The 16,695-nt window shown below is 67.5% G+C and carries 19 protein-coding genes, 1 tRNA gene and 1 pseudogene; 8 read left to right on the top strand and 13 right to left on the bottom strand.

The features are described from left to right. Positions 1-93 precede the first annotated feature (93 nt). From rpmF to mrf, 3 genes are read right to left on the bottom strand one after another with little or no spacing between them, the layout of a single operon-like run. Positions 94-246 (bottom strand): 50S ribosomal protein L32, encoded by a 153-nt coding sequence (gene rpmF / locus E1161_RS03285; RefSeq protein WP_132619417.1) that lies wholly within the window; start codon positions 244-246, stop codon positions 94-96. A gap of 29 nt (positions 247-275) precedes the next feature. Further along, complete coding sequence (locus E1161_RS03280) at positions 276-527, bottom strand: type B 50S ribosomal protein L31 (protein WP_132619415.1); 252 nt, start codon at positions 525-527, stop codon at positions 276-278. Further along, complete coding sequence (gene mrf / locus E1161_RS03275; protein WP_408011932.1) at positions 524-1,768, bottom strand: ribosome hibernation factor-recruiting GTPase MRF; 1,245 nt, start codon at positions 1,766-1,768, stop codon at positions 524-526. The genes E1161_RS03280 and mrf overlap by 4 nt, the downstream gene beginning before the upstream one ends. Positions 1,769-1,846: 78 nt before the next feature. Here mrf and rpmB point away from each other — a divergent pair, with 78 nt between their 5' ends. The 6 genes from rpmB to E1161_RS03245 all read left to right on the top strand — a co-directional run bounded on the left by rpmB (position 1,847) and on the right by E1161_RS03245 (position 5,310). Next, entirely contained in the window at positions 1,847-2,083 is a 237-nt protein-coding gene (rpmB, locus tag E1161_RS03270) for a 50S ribosomal protein L28 (protein WP_132619413.1), read from the top strand. After that, positions 2,083-2,250, top strand: coding sequence for a 50S ribosomal protein L33 (gene rpmG, locus E1161_RS03265; RefSeq protein ID WP_132619411.1), 168 nt, complete (start codon positions 2,083-2,085; stop codon positions 2,248-2,250). Before rpmB ends, rpmG begins: the two co-directional genes overlap by 1 nt. A gap of 204 nt (positions 2,251-2,454) precedes the next feature. Further along, positions 2,455-2,760, top strand: coding sequence for a 30S ribosomal protein S14 (rpsN, locus tag E1161_RS03260; protein WP_132619409.1), 306 nt, complete (start codon positions 2,455-2,457; stop codon positions 2,758-2,760). A gap of 2 nt (positions 2,761-2,762) precedes the next feature. Further along, on the top strand, positions 2,763-2,987 hold the full coding sequence (gene rpsR / locus E1161_RS03255; protein ID WP_132619407.1) for a 30S ribosomal protein S18: 225 nt from the start codon (positions 2,763-2,765) through the stop codon (positions 2,985-2,987). A gap of 79 nt (positions 2,988-3,066) precedes the next feature. Beyond that, a complete protein-coding gene (gene bluB / locus E1161_RS03250) occupies positions 3,067-3,747 on the top strand; it encodes a 5,6-dimethylbenzimidazole synthase (protein ID WP_132619405.1) in 681 nt (226 codons plus the stop codon). Positions 3,748-3,807: 60 nt separating this feature from the next. Next, positions 3,808-5,310 carry a GGDEF domain-containing protein gene (locus E1161_RS03245; RefSeq protein ID WP_132619403.1) on the top strand — a complete coding sequence of 501 codons (1,503 nt, stop codon included), beginning with the start codon at positions 3,808-3,810 and terminating at the stop codon, positions 5,308-5,310. A 916-nt stretch (positions 5,311-6,226) separates the two neighbouring features. On the opposite strand, the gene E1161_RS03240 is transcribed toward E1161_RS03245, so the two are convergent. The 4 genes from E1161_RS03240 to E1161_RS03225 all read right to left on the bottom strand — a co-directional run bounded on the left by E1161_RS03240 (position 6,227) and on the right by E1161_RS03225 (position 8,042). Continuing rightward, a complete protein-coding gene (locus E1161_RS03240; protein WP_132619401.1) occupies positions 6,227-6,952 on the bottom strand; it encodes a pentapeptide repeat-containing protein in 726 nt (241 codons plus the stop codon). Further along, complete coding sequence (locus tag E1161_RS03235) at positions 6,949-7,197, bottom strand: hypothetical protein (RefSeq protein ID WP_132619399.1); 249 nt, start codon at positions 7,195-7,197, stop codon at positions 6,949-6,951. Before E1161_RS03235 ends, E1161_RS03240 begins: the two co-directional genes overlap by 4 nt. A 210-nt stretch (positions 7,198-7,407) precedes the next feature. Then, complete coding sequence (locus tag E1161_RS03230; RefSeq protein ID WP_207920068.1) at positions 7,408-7,614, bottom strand: MerR family transcriptional regulator; 207 nt, start codon at positions 7,612-7,614, stop codon at positions 7,408-7,410. 74 nt (positions 7,615-7,688) lie between these two features. After that, positions 7,689-8,042: a hypothetical protein gene (locus E1161_RS03225; RefSeq protein WP_132619397.1), complete on the bottom strand. Its 354-nt coding sequence runs from the start codon at positions 8,040-8,042 to the stop codon at positions 7,689-7,691. Between the two features lie 322 nt (positions 8,043-8,364). On the opposite strand from E1161_RS03225, the pseudogene E1161_RS27860 reads away from it, so the two are divergent. Next, positions 8,365-8,671: pseudogene (locus tag E1161_RS27860) on the top strand (formylglycine-generating enzyme family protein). Between the two features lie 163 nt (positions 8,672-8,834). Here the strand turns inward: E1161_RS27860 and E1161_RS03215 are convergent. The 5 genes from E1161_RS03215 to E1161_RS03195 all read right to left on the bottom strand — a co-directional run bounded on the left by E1161_RS03215 (position 8,835) and on the right by E1161_RS03195 (position 14,067). Then, a tRNA-Arg gene (locus E1161_RS03215) sits at positions 8,835-8,907 on the bottom strand. Between the two features lie 293 nt (positions 8,908-9,200). Next, on the bottom strand, positions 9,201-10,829 hold the full coding sequence (locus E1161_RS03210; protein ID WP_132619395.1) for a LuxR C-terminal-related transcriptional regulator: 1,629 nt from the start codon (positions 10,827-10,829) through the stop codon (positions 9,201-9,203). A 715-nt stretch (positions 10,830-11,544) separates the two neighbouring features. Next, positions 11,545-12,642 carry a flavin-containing monooxygenase gene (locus E1161_RS03205; RefSeq protein ID WP_132619393.1) on the bottom strand — a complete coding sequence of 366 codons (1,098 nt, stop codon included), beginning with the start codon at positions 12,640-12,642 and terminating at the stop codon, positions 11,545-11,547. Between the two features lie 355 nt (positions 12,643-12,997). Next, positions 12,998-13,630 (bottom strand): class F sortase, encoded by a 633-nt coding sequence (locus E1161_RS03200; protein ID WP_132619391.1) that lies wholly within the window; start codon positions 13,628-13,630, stop codon positions 12,998-13,000. Between the two features lie 11 nt (positions 13,631-13,641). Then, positions 13,642-14,067 (bottom strand): excalibur calcium-binding domain-containing protein, encoded by a 426-nt coding sequence (locus tag E1161_RS03195; RefSeq protein WP_132619389.1) that lies wholly within the window; start codon positions 14,065-14,067, stop codon positions 13,642-13,644. Positions 14,068-15,392: 1,325 nt separating this feature from the next. Here E1161_RS03195 and E1161_RS03185 point away from each other — a divergent pair. After that, on the top strand, positions 15,393-15,791 hold the full coding sequence (locus E1161_RS03185) for a hypothetical protein (protein ID WP_132619387.1): 399 nt from the start codon (positions 15,393-15,395) through the stop codon (positions 15,789-15,791). Between the two features lie 45 nt (positions 15,792-15,836). On the opposite strand, the gene E1161_RS03180 is transcribed toward E1161_RS03185, so the two are convergent. Continuing rightward, on the bottom strand, positions 15,837-16,577 hold the full coding sequence (locus E1161_RS03180; protein ID WP_132619385.1) for a lysophospholipid acyltransferase family protein: 741 nt from the start codon (positions 16,575-16,577) through the stop codon (positions 15,837-15,839). Positions 16,578-16,695 lie beyond the last annotated feature (118 nt).

Below are 16,695 nucleotides of genomic sequence, written 5' to 3'. Positions count from 1 at the left end.
TGAGAGCCCCGCCCGACCTCGCGCGCCGGGGTGACAGCCGTCTCGCCCCGGCGCGCGTCGTTCACTCGGCGTGACGACGCGCGCCGGATGCGCTCACTCCTCCTGGAAGTGGCGGATCAACGCGCGCGGCACCATCTTCCGCTCGCCGTCCACCACGATCGGCACCAGCTCGGGCGCCTTCGCCTTCCACTGCGAGCGGCGGTGCCGGGTGTTGGCCCGCGAGGTCTTGCGCTTGGGAACTGCCATGTCAGATCGTCCTCTTCGGAGAGTCGAGTTCAGCGGCGGCGGTCGCCGTAGCGGCGGCGGAACTTCTCGACGCGACCCTGGGTGTCCACGACCCGCTGGTTGCCGGTCCAGAACGGATGCGAGTACGCGGTCACGTCGATCGTGATCAGCGGATAGGTGTTGCCGTCCTCCCACTCGATGCGGGCGTCGGAGGTCGCGGTGGAGCGGGTGAGGAAGCTCTTGCCGGTGGTGCGGTCCTGGAACACCACGTGCTCGTAGTCGGGGTGGATGTCGGGTTTCACTGGTTCCCCCTCAGCTCGGATTCAGCGGGTTCGGCGCACGGTTCGGTGCGCCAGTCGGCGAACGGGTCCGGGTACTGCGCCCACTCCTGCTCGCCCGCGGCGAGTTCGTCGTCGGTGAGCACGGCGTCGCGCAGCGCGCGGACGATCTCGTGCGGGTCGGCTTCGTGGGCGATGACGACGAACTCGTTCATCCGGTCGCCGTAGTAGTCGTCCCAGGTCAGGGCGGCCCTGAACCGCCGGTCGTCGGACAGGCCGTCCCAGTCGTCGACGGTCGCCAGCCACGGTCCGGCGTGGGCGACGGCGAGCCCGCCGCCCGCGGATTCCAACCACAGCGAGTCGTCGGGCTGGCTGGCCACCCAGAACCGGCCACGGGTGCGCACCACGCCGTCCAGCAGCAGGTCGACGGCCTCGTGCAGCCGCTTCGGGTGGAACGGGCGGCGCTCCTCGAACAGCACGGTCGCCACGCCGGCGTCGGTGTCCAGCGACGGCTGGCCGCGCAGCAGTCGGCCGTGCGGTCCGTCGAGCTCGCCGCGCCGGGAATCGTCTGGGATGCGCCTCAGCAGTGCGGAGAGGTCCAGGTCGTCGAGGTGTGCCAGCGGTGCCGACGGGGCGAGCCGGGCGAGCACGGCCTCGGTGCGGACCCGCTGCCAGCGGTCCTCTGCGGTTCCGACCAGCACGATCGCGTCGGCGAACTCCGCCTGCCCGACGGCCACCTGCGCGAGGGTGCGCTCGTCGTCGGCACTGCCGCCCAGTCCGCGTTCGGCGAGCTCCTCCTCGCCGGAGGCGTCGGGCAGCCAGGTCTCGAGGTCGACGGTGGTCAGCACGGCCTCGATGGCGACGTCGGTGAGCAGCGGGCGGCCGTCGACCTCGACGTGGCGCAGTGCCCAGCAGATCGCCTCGGGCTCCAGCGCGGGGTCGAGCCGGATGACGATGCGGTTGATGTCGGACGCGGCGGCGAGCCTGCGCAGCAGCGGCAGCAGGTCTTCGCGCAGCGTGCAGGACACGCAGCCGTGCGCGAGTTCGAGGGCGTGGCTGTCGATGTGGTCGCCGTGCCTGACCTCGCGGCGCACGACCCCTTCGGCGACCGAGCGCAGGTCGGCGTGCACCAGCGCGGTTCCTGACGGGTCGCGGAGGCGCGCGACCTCGGCCGCCTCGGCGACCTGGCTTTCGCGGAGGCCGGCCACCAGCAGCAGCGGCGTCCGATCGGACGGATCGGTGTACATCCCCACCTCAATCGACAACGGTTTTCATCTTCGCTGCGACACGCTACCCTGGTCGTCAGCTAAATGAAAATGGATGTCGTTATCGAGAGGTAGGTCATGTCAGTCCGCTGCCAGGTGACCGGCAAGAAGCCGGGCTACGGCAACCAGGTCTCGCACTCCAACCGCAGAACCCGCCGCCGCTGGCTGCCCAACGTGCAGAACAAGCGCTACTGGCTGCCCGCCGAGAACCGGTGGATCCGGCTGCGGGTGTCGACCAAGGGGATGAAGACGATCGAGAAGCGCGGCATCGACGCAGTCGTCGCCGAGATGCGCGCGCGAGGGGAACGCATCTGATGGCCAAGAGCACCGACACCCGTCCGGTGATCAAGCTCCGCTCCACCGCGGGCACCGGGTTCACGTACGTCACCACCAAGAACCGACGCAACAACCCGGACCGCATGCGACTGCGCAAGTACGACCCGGTGGCCCGCAAGCACGTCGAGTTCCGAGAGGAGCGCTGAACGAACCCACCCACCGCTGACACCCGCGATCGCCTCCCCGATCGCGGCAGCAACCCAATTCCCACCGACCAGCAACCCCCAACCCCCGCGTGGACCCCCGAACACCACCGTTCTCGACCACCGGATCACGGCCGTGCTCGGGAACCCGATCACGGCGGTATTCCGGGTCGGCTGGTCGGGCGGGGGCAGAGCAGAGAGGACATCGTGGCCAAGAAGTCGAAGATCGCTCGGAACGAGCAGCGCAAGGAGGTCGTCGAGCGGTACGCCGAGCGGCGGACCGAGCTGAAGCGAATCATCGCCTCGCCCGAGACCGAGCCGGAGGCCCGTTCCGAAGCCCAGCGCGAGCTGCAGCGGCAGCCCCGGGACGCCAGCCGGGTACGGCTGCGCAACCGGGACACCGTTGACGGGCGTCCGCGCGGCTACTTCCGCAAGTTCGGGCTGTCCCGCGTGCGGCTGCGCGAGATGGCGCACAAGGGCGAGCTGCCCGGCGTGACGAAGTCGAGCTGGTGATCATGCGCCGACCCGTCGAACGTCGCGAGAAGCCGAACCTCCTGCAGCGCGAGGGCGTCGTCCAGGTCGACTGGAAGGACGTGACGCTGCTGCGCAAGTTCGTCTCCGACCGGGGGAAGATCCGCTCCCGCCGGGTCACCGGACTGACCGCGCAGGAGCAGCGCGACGTCGCCAAGGCGATCAAGAACGCCCGGGAGGTGGCGCTGCTCCCGCATCACCACAAATAGGGCGAACCGGTCGAACACCGTGCGATACCGGTCACCCTGGATTCGGGTGGCCGGTATCCCCGGTGCAGCATTGATCGCGATGAAGACCCCTGGACACACCCCCAGCCTGACCGAATCCGCTCCCGCCGCCGAGCTCTACGACGTGATCAACCGCAGGCGGGACGTCCGCCGCGAGTTCTCCGGCGCCGAACTCCCCGAACCGGTGCTGCGCCGCGTGCTCACCGCCGCGCACACCGCGCCGAGCGTCGGGCTCTCCCAGCCGTGGGACTTCATCCTGGTCCGCGACGCGAACACGCGCCGCACGTTCCGCGAGCACGTGCTGGCCGAGCGCAGCGTGTTCGCCAGCAAGCTCGACGGCGAGCGGGCCGACACCTTCAGCAAGATCAAGGTCGAGGGCATCGTGGAGTCCTCGTTGGGCATCGCCGTCACCTACGACCCGCGCCGGGGCACTCCGCAGGTGCTGGGCAGGCACGCCATCGCCAACGCCGGCCTGTACTCGGTGTGCCTGGCGATCCAGAACCTGTGGCTGGCTGCGACCGCCGAAGGCCTCGGCGTGGGTTGGGTCAGCTTCTACCGCGAGGAGTTCCTGCGTCGGCTGCTCGGAGTTCCCTCCGAGGTCAGGCCGGTGGCATGGTTGTGCGTGGGACCGGTTCGCGAGCTCGCCGAAACTCCAGACCTGGAGCGGCACGGCTGGCGCCAGCGGATGCTCCTGGACGAGGTCATCCACTACGAAGCGTACGGGCGCGGTCGCAACCGGTAACCTCGGACGAGTCGCTCACCCGAGCGGCCACGATGACGTGCTCACGACGACGAGGTCGCGGTGCAGCCGGAGGAACAACCACTCGCCGGGCACATCCCGGCGCAAGACCGCAAGGTGAGGCGGCTGCTCGACGCTGGCAGCTTCACCGAGGCCGATGCTGCCTTCGACGAGCTGCTCGCCGGCGGCTCGAACTTCGTCGACGAGCGGTGGGTGCGGTCCACGGTGCTGGTGCACCGCGCCCTGCTGGCCTGGCGGCTCGGCCGCATCCCCCTCGCCTTGGAGCTCATCGCCGAGGGCTGGACCGAGCTCGACACGCAGCCGCCCAGCGGCGCATCGTCCGCGCACACCGTCAGCATGCTGGGATTCCTGCTGGAGGGCATCGGGCGACGCGATCCGGCGATGGACCTCATGTCGCTGGCGGTGCAGATCGCCCGCGACTCGGGTGACCAGCCCGCGCTGGCCCACTGCCAGCTCCGCGAAGGCCTCGCCCGGGTGTTCCGCGCCGCGAACCAACCCGAGCAGTCCGCCCACCATTTCACCGCGGCCCGCGAGCTCTGCGAGGAAGCCCAGTCGCTGGCCAAGCCGGGAGACATCAAGCGCAGCGCCCTGGCCTGCCTGGCCCGGTCGCTGTTCGGCACCGGCGACGTGGAGGCGGCCGAGCGCGTCGCGCGCGAGACGCTCGCCCTCAGCCGCGACGCCTCCGACGGCTACGCGATGGCGCTGGCGAACTGGGTGCTGGCGGTCATCAGACGCTCGCAGGGCGTCCTGACCGAGGCCCGCACCTTCGCCAGCCGTTCGCTCGAGAGCGCCGAGAACATCCGCGAATCGTTCCTGATGATGCTGTCCTCCCGCGAACTCGCCGAGATCTGCAGGGAACTGGGCGACCCGGTGGGCGAGGCAGTGGCCCTGCGCCGCGCGGTGAGCGCAGCCGTGTCGGCCGTGGCCATCCTCAAAGAAGGCCTGGGTCAAGCGCTGGAGCAGCGCAGGGTCGCCACGCAGGCGCAGCGGATGGCGATGGCGGCCCGGGAGGCGGCCTTGCGCGACCCGCTCACCGGCCTCGCCAACCGCCTCGGTCTGGAACGCATGGCCCCGGTCCTGCTGGAACGCAACGCGTCGGCCGGCCGGATCCCATGGCTGGTGCTGCTCGACGTCGACTACTTCAAGGAGGTCAACGACTTCGCCGGGCACACCGCGGGCGACGTCGCCCTGCAAGAGGTCGCCAACCTGCTGCGCCGCGAGTGCCGCGCGGGCGACCTGCTGTGCCGGTGGGCCGGTGACGAGTTCGTGGTCCTGCTCGTCGACGCCGCCGAGGACTCGCGCGACGCCGGCCCGGTCGTCGCCGAACGCATCCGCGCAGCGGTCAACGGCCACGACTGGAGACTGGTCCTGGGCAAGTTGGAGAAGAAACCCACCGTCAGCATCGGCGTGGCCTCAGGCCCCCACGACCTGGACCAGCTGTTCGCAGCCGCCGACATCGGCCTCTACAAGGCCAAACGAGCAGGCCGCAACCGAGTGGAGAACGGCACCGAAGCACTCGAGCCCACCCAGGAACCGGATCACTGAAGCCCGAAACCGTTGCCGAGCAGCCTGTTCCACCGGCAACAGGGACCACTGGAGATCGCCAAGGCACCGCGACTCGAGGAATAGGAGATCGAACCACTCGAGCCGATGAAGGTCTGGCGAGTGTCCGCGAGAGGCACCGTTGCCCCGGTATTGCCCGCGATCCCGCTGATGCGGGTCGGTTCGAGCCTCGCTGTGCCCACCCGGTGAGTCCCGGAGCGGTGCAAGGTCAGGTCTCGATCTGGGTGCCGATCGTGGTCGGGATTCTCGGCATGGTCGGCATGATCAGCGGTCAGCTCGTCAACGCGTGGCGCGAGGTTTTCCCTGGAGAAGCGCCCCCGGCAGGATTCGAACCTGCGACACCGACTTTAGGAGACGGCGCTCCCTGTCCTTCCCGGACGCTTCCCGAAAGACACTGTCACAAGCCGAAATTCCAGATGCGAATGCGGTAGGTCTTTGACGTTTCCCGACGCTTCCCCCGTTGATCTATGGGGGTAAAGTGGGGGCGCTATCGGGGCTTCACAGCAGCTGTCGGCTCGAACGTGGCAAGCGCCCCCGACGCACGTCTGGTGCCAAGCTGGGGAACGGACCGCGGCGCTGGCAGTGCTCACTAAGATCACGCGGCGTGTTCGAAACCACGGAGGAAGAGCAGCGGTTGATCAAAGCGGCAGTTGCCGGTGAGCTGCTGGACGTCCCCGCTGGCCACTGACCGGGAGTAATTACACCGGTCAAGGTTGCTGCCTCGTCCCAGTCCTGACGGATCGACACGTTCGGCATCTTTTTTGAACACGCGGACCGTTGCCGTACGTCCAAGCTCCGGTGCGGGTGAGCGTCGCCTGAAGGTCGCGACTGGTCACGAGGTCGACAGCGGTGAAGCGCTCGCGCGTGGGACCGGGAAGAGCGTACAGCCCGTTTCCTCTCATCGCGGCAGTTCCAAACCTGGCGTCAACCCAATGACGTTGGTGAGGTTGGCATTGCTGAGGTCGGAACCGGTGAGGTCGGCGTAGCTGAGGTCGGAACCGGTGAGGTCGGCGTAGCCGAGCCGGGCGTTGAGGATGGTGGCTCGCCGGAGGAAGGCGTTGGTGAGCTTGGTCTTTTCGAGACCGGCGTTGATGAGGTTGGTCGTTTCGAGTTTGGCGTTGGTGAGGTTGGCCTCGGCGAGGTCGGCGTAGGTGAGGTCGGAACCGGAGAGGACGACGTTGGTGAGGTCGCTGTAGGCGAGGTGGATGTTGCTGAGGTTGGCGTAGCTGAGGTTCGAACCGGTGAGGTTGGCGTAGACGATCAGGGCGCGGATTGCGGTGGCTTGGCGGAGGTTGACGTTGGCGAGGTTGGCTTTGGCGAGGCGGACGTTGGTCAGGTTGGCCTTTTCGAGCCTGGCGTTGGTGAGGTTGGCCTCGGCGAGGTCGGAGTTGGTGAGGTCGGCGTTGGTGAGGTCGGCGTTGGCGAGATTGGCCTCGATGAGATCGGCGTCGGTGAGGCAAGCGTCAGTGAGGTCGAGTCGGCCGCGGTTCCACCCCGGTCGGGGATGGGCGAGCACGGTCATCGCAGCCTGCACGTCGGGCGCGGGAGGCGCGCCAGGACAGCGGTCTTCTGGTGTCCGGAGCCTCTTGGTGTTTTCGCGGACGAAGGTGTTCAGCACGTTCATGACGGTGGGGTGATCACGTTCGGAGTCGCGGGCGATGCGCTCCAGCGCGTAGATGCCGCCAAGCCGAACTTCGAGTTCTCGGTGGTGCCGAGCTGCTCGATGGCTTTACTGAACCGGTCGGTTAGCTGACCTTGCGCGGCAATCTCGGCCTCTTGGCGAGCTAGAGCGGCCTCGTTTCGGGCTTGCTCGGCTTGTGTGTTGGCGGCGATGTAGCTCGGCACAGCGAGGGCCAGGGTGACCAGCACGGCTCCCAGCGTCAACAACTGGGTTAGGTCGAGCTTCCTGTCCACCGGTTTGCGGCGTTGTCGGACTGGGCGGCGCAATCCGAGTCCAGCCGGTCGGGCAGGGCGCCGGTCCCGTCGGTGATGGGCGGAACGGTGGCGAGGTGTTCTCATGGTCAACACCGTGCCAAAGCGTCACCGAAGTTTGGTGCTGTTCGGGGCTGATGCGGTAGGTCAGTCCCTTTCTTGGCGGCGCTCCTCGGCGAGCTTGCGCAACTCGGCAACCACGTCGTCGTAGCGCCAGCGGTATTGGCCGCCAGGGGTGATCAGGGCTGGTGTGATCCAACCCTTCTGGGCGTAGTTCGAGATCGTCCGCCTGGCAAGGCCAAGCTTTTTTGCCAGCTCGGAGCTGGAGATCAGCGGAGTCTCGTCATCGGCCACATGCTCATCGTGTGTGCCCCGATCGGTTGCTGCTGCCTTGCTTGCTCGAACAACTTGGGTGACCTTCGACCAGTTCAGAGCCAGGAGCTCGCCAATCCGGCAGCTGAGCGCAGCCAGCGCATCGATATCGGGTTGTTCTCGAACGCGTCATGCCGCACGAACAACGCCATGATCCCGCCGAGGACTACCTTCGCGTGCTTCGCGCTGCCAGGTCCCGCCTGGTCGTGGATGGAGCGAAGCACTCGCGTCGCGAGCGACACCGTGATCTCACTCCCACGCAGCTCGGCTACCGCAGGAGAAAGGTCCCGATCCCAGCTCTCGCGGTAAGTCCGCTTGGTACGCACGGATTTGCTCGACTCGTCGAGCTCCCGCAACCGCAGATCTGCAGCAAGTTTGATCCGCGTCGAGGCCGTGATCTCGTCGCCCACAACAGCTCGCGACCGATCTCGAAGAGCCTCCTGAAGATTGTTGGCTGCCGAGCTCTTACTCGGCCCCACACGCTCAACCGGACGTACCTTGCCGTCGTAGTCGCGGTAGAGAGTGCGAGCCAGCCACTTCTTCGGTCCACGGCACGCCCTGACGACCGACGACGGCCAGGCCGAGGCCTGGCGTTGAACCGATCGGGAGCAGCCAGATCAAGCACCCCGCAGATGGCGCTCCAATGGTGAAGGTCGACGCCAGCGTCTTCTTGTCAGGCCCGAGCAACGAGCCGGTCTGGCTTGACGCGACTTCTACATCGACGTTCACCCAGTGACCAACGCCGAGTACGCGCTCTTCATCGCAGCAACCGGCCACACCGCGCCAGAGCACTGGAACGACGGGAAGCTCCCTGAAGAGCTCGCCGATCACCCGGTGGTCTTTCGTGACGTGGTCGGACGCGGCTCAGTACGCCGCATGGGCCGGTAAGTCCCTGCCGACTTCACGGCAATGGGAGAAAGCGGCCCGCGGCACACGCGGCAACGCCTACCCGTGGGGCGATCAGCCGACTCCGGCGATGTGCACCGTCCAGATATCGCGGCTGGCACGATCGCGATCGCGGGCACCGTCATCCGTGTGACCGGCGTGGGCCTGTTCGTGCAGGAGCACACCATAAGTCCCGGGGTAGCTCGGCGGCGGCAGCCCTGGCACAAACATGCAGCTCAGAAGCTGATTCAACTATGAGGGAAAAGTGGGGGTAATCTTGGAGGAGATCGGCCCCTGCTTTGTTTTCCCTGGTCAGGCGCCCCCGGCAGGATTCGAACCTGCGACACCGGCTTTAGGAGAGCCGTGCTCTATCCCCTGAGCTACGAGGGCCTGATCAGAGGGTACCTGGCTGGGCGGTCGGGTTCGGCACCTGGTTGTGTCTGTGCGCGCGTTCTCCGCTGATCGCGGTCGCCGGTCGTGGTTGGTGGTCGTCACTGCTGGTGGGCTCGTGAAACCCGGTCTCCGACGCACACCAGTAGGTGGTCCACGTGGGACAGCCTGAGGCCGGTTGGGTGACCTCGCCCTCGTGCGTCGGCTCTTGCCTGCGCTACGAAGCCACCGTGCACGTCGCCACGATCGACATCTGGAAGCGCGCCCTCACTTGAACACTGCCTAGATCATCCTCAGCCCAGGTGGTGCTCGAACGCGAACGCCGCGGCCGCGGTCCGGGACCCCACGTCGAGCTTGGCGAAGATGTTCGACAGGTGCCGGGCGACCGTCTTCTCCGACAGCACCAGCGCCGCCGCAATCTCGGGATTGCTGTTGCCCGCGGCGACGAGCCGCAACACCTCGACCTCGCGCGGACTCAAGCCGCCGGGCGCCCGCGCATCCCCCAGGAGCTTGGCGACGTCGTGCTCGGCCGGTGCGGCACCGAGGCTCGCGAACGCCCGCCGGGCCTCGTCGAGATCGGCCGCCGCCGACTCCGCGTCACCGAGGAGGCGCAGCGCTCGTCCGATCAGCACGCGACACCGGGCCACCTCGTACGGTGCGGACAACCGGGACCAGCCGTCAGCAGCGCTCCGGGCGGCTGCGAGCGCGTCCTCGGCGTCACCGACGGCGACGGCGACCGATGCGGTCGCGTACTCGCCGGCCGCTCGGAGCGCGGTGCAACCGAAGGCCGATCCGAACCCGCGGAGCTCATCGGCCAAGGACGCGGCGTCTTTGATCTCACCCACATCTGCCAGCACGTCGACGGCGGCCGGCAGCACTTGTGAGCGGTGCACCGGATCTCGCACCTCGACCAGCACGCGGTGGATCGCGGCCGACGCCGCGTCGAGCCGGCCGCGAGCCAGCCACAGCAGCGCCCGGCCGGGCTGGGCCGTGTGCCCGTACCCGGCCGCTTCCGCGTAGGCGGCCTCGGCCGCGTCGTGCTCACCGCTGATGCGCAGCGCTTCGCCACACTCGTAATGGGCCTGTCCGACCGCGGGGCTGCCCCCTGCCGCCGCGTACCGTTCAGCCGCATGCTCGAGCTCGCTGATCGCGTCCCGGTAGGCGCCGTGCAGCCGCATCAACTGGCCGCGGTGGACCGCACACTGGCCGGTGAACGCCACCAGCCCGGGCTGGCTCTCGCACCAGTCGGTCAGCGCGTGGGTCCACTCGCTCATCCGGCCGAAGTCGGAGATCTGCTGGCAGGCTTCGACCGACGAGCAGTAGATGTTCCCGGAGAGGATGGGGGAGACCTCCCCGGCCAGAACAGACACCATCGCCTCGTCGAGGAGGCGCAGCCCGGCGGCGACCTGTCCCGAGAGGATGGTCAGCCGGCCCTCGGTGTGCAGGCCGATGGCGGTCAGGTCGGGGTCGCCGAAGCGTCGGCCGTACTCGGTCACGCTCGGCGCGGTGGCAATTGCTTGCGCGAACTCGCCCTCGGCGATGTGCCCGAACGTGGCCCGTTCGAGTAGGTAGCCGCGCTCCACCACATCTTCCTCGACGCTCTCGAGCAGTCGCTCGCCCCGGGCCAGCCAGCCGCTGCCGATGGCGGCCTCCCCGCCCTGCCACAAGGTCAGCGCCAGCCAGTACGCCGCTCGGACGGCTCCCAGGGTGTTGCCGTCCTCGAGCTCGGCCTGGTAGGCGCGCTGCCACGCCTGGACGCAGTCGTTGGGGCGGCCCAGCAGGAACGCGGTGACCGCCAGGGCAGCGAAGTCATCCGCCCGCAAGTGGGTGTCGCCCAGGTCCGACAGCGCGCGGTACGCAGCCACCCACTCGCGGCGCTCGTAGGCTTCTCGTGCCCGGTGCAGATCGTCGACCAAGCCCATCGCACACCACCTCGACTCGAGGTTAGTCGTACGTGCGTGAGGTGCGCAGCCGCGCGGCGCCGATGGCCACGGCCAATGGCAGCAGCGCCACCAATGCCGCCGCCGACTGCACGCACGCCCCGACCGGGACCACCCGGGAGTCCGAACCACCAGGGCGCCGGCGATGACGACCGTGGGAATGCGGGCGACATGCGCCGTGCGAGCGACTGCGATCGCGAACAGGACGGTGCCGAGCGCGAACAGCACCGCACCGGCGACGAGAATGGCACCAACCACGACTCCAGAGCCGTCAGGGTCGCCGCGAGGTCGGCTCCTGTCTCATGCGCCGCGCCACGGCGAACTCCATGCCGGGGAGCACGGCCAACATGACGCTCCCGATCAGCACAAGCCCGAGCCCGACCGCGCCGGTCGGGCCGTCGCCGCTCGAGGAGGTAGCTGCGCACGGCCGCGGAGGCGACGGCGACTGCACCGGAGGCGAGGGCGAGGTGGGGGGCAGGCCCCACCGCGTGATGTCCGCCGACACGGCAGCGGCCACGCCGTGCTGTTGGCCAGCCGGACGGGCAGCGGCGGGTGCCAGAGCAGGGCGGCGTCAGCAGCACCGGGCCGCCGGCGACGACCAGCGCTCTGCCTTTGGCCCAGGGGTGCTCGTTCGTGGTTGGGGGTCGTTGGTGAGTGCGGCAGTTGTCGTCAGCTCCTTCGTACCCAGCAGGCGTTGTCAGGCGGCAACTGAGGCACTGGCCGTCCGGGCCACGATCCGGTCGGCGAGGTACGCCGCGTCGCGGCCCACTCCGTTGACCTCGCCCGAGGCGAAGCAGTACTGGAAGGCCAGGCCGCAGAAGTAGAAGCCAGGCACCGAGTCGACGACGCCGCGGTATTCCACCGGCCAGCCGTCCTCGATCGGCAGAGGGAGGTCGATCCAGCCGTAGGCCTGCCGGAATCCGGTGGCCCAGACGATGCTCGCGACGTCGAACGTGCGCCCGTCATCGAGGCACGGCAATCCCTCGATAACGCCCACGACATGCTCGGTGATCCACTCCGCGCCCCGTGCCGCGAGGTGGTGGCGCTTGACGCGCAGCTGCGGGGCACCGTGGTGGCGGACCTGCCGCATTGCCTTGCGTCCCATCGGCGTACGCCGGGTGAGCACGTGGCGGAAGGCGAACTCGATGGCCGGGAACATCATGCGGAATCGCCGCGAGCCCCACTCGAGCGGGACGTTCCCGCGGGCGGGTCCGACCAGGGTGGTGGAACGCGTCCCGGCCAGTTCGCAGGCGATGTCCAGCCCGCTGTGTGAAGCGCCGACGACCAGCGCCGGCCCGTCGGGCAGCTGGGTGGGCCGGCGGTACTCACTGGAGTGGACCTGCCGGATCCGGGGATCGATCTCGTCGGCGAAGGCCGGGACCTGCGGCGTACGGCCGAAGGATCCGGTGGCCACGACGACGTTTTCGCAGGTGATCTCCTCGGCCCCCAGAGTGGCGGTGAACCCGCCGCCCTCGCGCGCGGTCAGCCGGTCGACCCGGGTCCGCATCCGCACCGGGAGGTCGTGCTCGACGGCGTACAGCTCCAGGTACGCGGCGAACTCGTCCTTACTCGGGAACGCCCACGGGTCGCCCGGGAACGGCATGCCGTCCAGGCTGTTGGCCAGCGCCGGGGTGAACAGTGTGAGGCTGTCGTATAGCCGCCGCCAGTTGTCGCCGATCCGGTCGAGTCCGTCGACGATCAGGCAATCGCGGTCGCGCTGCTTCAAGTGGTAGGCGGTGGACAGGCCGGCCTGTCCGGCGCCGATGATCAAGGTTTCGATGTGCTGTGTGGTCATGCAGTTGACGCTAGGTACGGCGGGCTGCACCCCACATCGGTCAGCACACCCAACCGCTCACCCAGGCCGATGGATGGATCCACCCATCGGCGCGGTTGACTGATCAACACGCCCGGCACCTCGAAAACCATCACCGACGATCTTTGCCTCAGGCACATCTTCACAACGGACCTGCACCGATCTGAGGGGCACCCCCATACTCCGGCATACCTGATGGGCTTCAGCCTCCGAGCGACCTCACGAGCTGATGAGGGCTTCACCAGGTCGAGGGGGTGAGGACAGAGACCCTTCCTAGTGGGTATGGGCCAGACCTCAGCTAGCTTCGGACGCATGTCGCACCGACGCCACCGAGTGATCAACTGGTGCGGCGTGCGAAGACGATGACATTGGCTAGGTAGCGATTGTCTGTGTCGTCGAATTTCCCGCCGCAGGTGATGAGTCGGAGCTCGGAGTTGGGAGTGGAGCCATAGACTGCTTGGGTGGGGAAGGCGTTCTTGGAGTGCCTCTCAAGGCGGTACGTCGTGAACATCACCGTCGTGCGGTCTGCGCGATCGATGAGTACTTGCGCACCAGTTGGTAGATCGGACAGTCGGAAGAAGACCGCAGGACCCCGATCAGAATCGACATGGCCGGCAACCACAGCGGGGCCTCTTTCTCCTGGCTCGGGGCCGTCTTTCCACCATCCTGCGGCATCATTTTTCTCGGGTGGCAGCAGGACTCCGCGTTCGTCTACCTGCAGCGGATTGATCGGGGCATCGACTCCAATTACAGGAATTCTGACCCGAACTGGCACGGGGGCTTGGCCGTCGGTGGCGTAGAGGGTTCCCGCCGAAGGCTTCTGCGACGTCAGTGGCGTCTCGTCGATCACCAGCGGCTCGATCGCCCGTTCGCCGCACCCGGCAAGACCCCACAAGAGAAAAAGGCAGGCGCCGACCAGCAATCGCAGACGAGGCTGGTCGACGACCGTTACCGCTTCCGTCCGCTTCATGTAGTGGCGACTCAGTCCGTACCGCTAACTCGGCGACGCCGCAAGACAACTCCGCCGCTCACGGCAAGCAGTGCGGCTCCAGTAAGACCCCATTGCAGCGCTGAATCGCTGGCGTCCTCCGCCATCCCCCCATGCCCGGTCTCAACCCCACCAGATGGCGTGGCGCCCTGGTCGGATCCACCGCCCTCCTCGGTTGGCCCCGTGGGCGGCGAAGGCGTACCTGAGCCGCTGGGACGATTTTCGCAAGCTATGCCGTCATTGTCTGCATCGAGCCGATGAGGGTCATTGTCTCCCTGGCTCTCGAAGAACGCTTGCGCTTCCGGCTGTGCAGCAAAATTCGCACAGTCGCGATCACCTTGTGCGAACGCGGTACCGGCGAACGGGAGCGCCGCCCCGCAGGCGAGCACGCCAGCGGCAACAGCAACACGAGGACGCATCGAAAACCCCCTTTATTGAATGACTAGTTGCGTCAAAGGACGCTAGAGTCGCCGTTCATTGATCGCCATATGGGTTCGCTCGTCCAGGGATTTACGTGGAAACCGCTTGACATCGACACGCAGCGACACACAGCGACACACAGCGACGAAAGTTCACGAAAGATTGCCATGGGTCGTCGAGTCATGCGTCGCACCCGAGTTCCATCGCTACGAGGTGGCAGTAAGTAAGCATCATGCTTGCGGCACCCTCGTATCAACCGAGGGAACAGCAGGTCAAACATGACGCCACTTGCCACCCTGTTCAGCCTCCGATTACGCCGTTCTCACCGACGAGCTCGCAGTTCCTCATTATGAGAACCTCGTGCGCAGCACGCCGACCGTGCGCACGGTCACTCGCTTATGGAGGCCAATAATCAACATCAAGAAGCAGAGCCACCCCCGACCAAGAACAGTTTGGCCGGGGGCGGCCACGGCGGCGCGGTAACAGTACAGTTCGCCTACAGCAGACCATTAGCACCGTCGCCGTAGGCCTTGATGTTGTGCAGTAGATCGGTCAGCTCTGGTGACACGGCACCGGCCGCCCCTCCCCCACAGCTCGTGCCTTCATACCGCGCCTTTCCCACGCCTGGCCGGTTCCGGTCTGATGCTTGCCGGCATGCCGGTGCGCTTGGCTGACATGGATTTCGCCCCCACCCCAGCTTCGGCATGTTGAGATCTTCTCTGGTCAGAGCTGCGGCTACCTCGGGTCGAAGCGCGGCGAATACATCACTGCGAAGGAGGCTTTCGACCTCAGACCACTACGTTGGGTCTGGCTCACCGCTCGCAGCAACGTCCGCGCCTGCACCGGGTTTGGCACCGTGCGGTGATCGATCGAACGGCCGCCCTTCGGCATGGATTCCCGCTTCGCGCACCGCCAGGGTTCGTCTTCTAGGGCCTTCTCAAAGATGAGGCGCCGATGGAGCGGAGGCACCGGCCTTGCGGACGTCACCGATGCCATGGGCATCACGCGCACCAGCATGCACGCGGCGTTCGCGAACGCGGAGGAGCTGTTCCGCTGCGCGCGCTGGAGCACTACACCGACGCCCGGGTGCCCTCGGGGCATGGTCGAGCGAGAGGGCTGATTCCGAGCTCGGCGCGCACATGGGTGCCGCTGACCTGCGCTGACGTCCACCTGGATTGGCCGTGGACAAAGCCGGGTGGCCGTGAACAACGGCATCCGGTTGCTGGTCTTCTCTCCGCTGGACAGTGTCGAGATCACCGGCGGTCCTCCGGTTTCGCCCGGCCGCCTCAATTCGACCCTTCCACCGGAAAGCGAGTGTGCTCAGATGAGGAAGACCGCTACCGCGTTGATGATGACCGCTCTTCTGTCGGTGCTGTCGGCGAGTTTCTTCGCCGCTCCGGCGTCCGCTGCGATCTGCAAGAGCCGGACGAGCGGGTTCCCCGGCAAGTGGGGACCGGTCTCGAAGGAGTGCTCCTACACCAGTCCGGCCAGCGGCTGGGACGGCAAGCTGCGGATCACCTGGAACGTGCAAGCCAGCACCAACCAGTACGCGTGCGTCGCGGCGCGGATGAGCAAGGCGAAGAACCCGGACAAGTGGCAGTCGCTGGGGTGCGGAACCCTCGGCACGGGCGAGATCAAGTGGCCCAAGAACACCGCTTCGATGGTCGAGGTCCGGGTCCGCAGCGGGAACGCTCACGTGGCCAACGTGGATTACTCGATCTGATGAGCAGTGGCCGGTCGCCGATTCGTTCGGCGACCGGCCCGGCGCCTAATCCCCCTTGGGCCGGCTGTCGAGGACAGCTGCCTCTTCAGGGGTGGGAGCGGTGCCGCCGAGGTGCGCGGGGAGCCACCAGCGCTCGTCGGCGCCAGCGGGCTGCTCGGGGTAACCGGCCTGCAAGCCGTCGAGGATCGCCGACATGCGGTTGCGGAGGTCTTCGGTGAGCGCCTCCGGGTCGTCCTGCGGGCTGGGCCAGAACGGCTCGCCCGCGTGGATGTGGATCGGCACGTGGCGCTTGGTGAGCGTTTTCGGCCTGCCCTTCGTCCACAGCCGGTGCGTGCCCCACAGCGACATCGGCACGACCGGGACACCTGCCTCAGCGGCCATCCGGACCGCGCCGGACTTGATGGGCTTGACGGTGAACGATCGGCTGATGGTCGCCTCCGGGAACACGCCGACGACCTCGCCCGCGCGCAGCCTGCGCACCGCCTCGTCGTAGGAGTCCCGTCCCGCCGCGCGGTCGACCGGGATGTGGTGCATTCCGCGCATCAGCGGCCCGGCGATCTTGTTGTCGAAGACTTCCTTCTTGGCCATGAAGCGCACCAGCCGCTTGGCGGGCTGCGCGCCGAGCCCGCAGAAGATGAAGTCGAGGTAGCTGACGTGGTTGCAGGCGATCACCGCGCCTCCGGTGCGCGGGATGTGCTCGGTGCCTGTCACACGCAGCCGGTTGTCCAGCACGCGGAACATGGCCTTCGCCGCCAGGATGACGGGCGGATAGACGATTTCAGCCATTTGAGCAGGTTACGCACCCGTAGGTTCGCGGGGGGCACCCGTGCGTCCACAGTCACACTTCCCGAGGAAAGGCGTGCCCACGTTGGTGGGCCCCCTCGACCAAGATGCGCCATACGGG

This window comes from Saccharopolyspora aridisoli, assembly GCF_004348445.1.
GTDB classification, from domain to species: domain Bacteria; phylum Actinomycetota; class Actinomycetes; order Mycobacteriales; family Pseudonocardiaceae; genus Saccharopolyspora; species Saccharopolyspora aridisoli.
The sequence above is the reverse complement of the archived record's forward strand: the minus strand, read 5'-3'. Positions and strand labels throughout refer to the sequence as shown.

Coding starts and splice junctions, on each gene's coding strand:
- rpmF (WP_132619417.1), bottom strand. CDS start 246: ATGGCAGTTCCCAAGCGCAAGACCTCGCGGGCCAACACCCGGCACCGC.
- rpmB (WP_132619413.1), top strand. CDS start 1,847: ATGTCAGTCCGCTGCCAGGTGACCGGCAAGAAGCCGGGCTACGGCAAC.
- rpmG (WP_132619411.1), top strand. CDS start 2,083: ATGGCCAAGAGCACCGACACCCGTCCGGTGATCAAGCTCCGCTCCACC.
- rpsR (WP_132619407.1), top strand. CDS start 2,763: ATGCGCCGACCCGTCGAACGTCGCGAGAAGCCGAACCTCCTGCAGCGC.
- bluB (WP_132619405.1), top strand. CDS start 3,067: ATGAAGACCCCTGGACACACCCCCAGCCTGACCGAATCCGCTCCCGCC.
- E1161_RS03240 (WP_132619401.1), bottom strand. CDS start 6,952: ATGAACGTGCTGAACACCTTCGTCCGCGAAAACACCAAGAGGCTCCGG.
- E1161_RS03210 (WP_132619395.1), bottom strand. CDS start 10,829: ATGGGCTTGGTCGACGATCTGCACCGGGCACGAGAAGCCTACGAGCGC.
- E1161_RS03205 (WP_132619393.1), bottom strand. CDS start 12,642: ATGACCACACAGCACATCGAAACCTTGATCATCGGCGCCGGACAGGCC.
- E1161_RS03200 (WP_132619391.1), bottom strand. CDS start 13,630: ATGAAGCGGACGGAAGCGGTAACGGTCGTCGACCAGCCTCGTCTGCGA.
- E1161_RS03195 (WP_132619389.1), bottom strand. CDS start 14,067: ATGCGTCCTCGTGTTGCTGTTGCCGCTGGCGTGCTCGCCTGCGGGGCG.
- E1161_RS03185 (WP_132619387.1), top strand. CDS start 15,393: ATGAGGAAGACCGCTACCGCGTTGATGATGACCGCTCTTCTGTCGGTG.
- E1161_RS03180 (WP_132619385.1), bottom strand. CDS start 16,577: ATGGCTGAAATCGTCTATCCGCCCGTCATCCTGGCGGCGAAGGCCATG.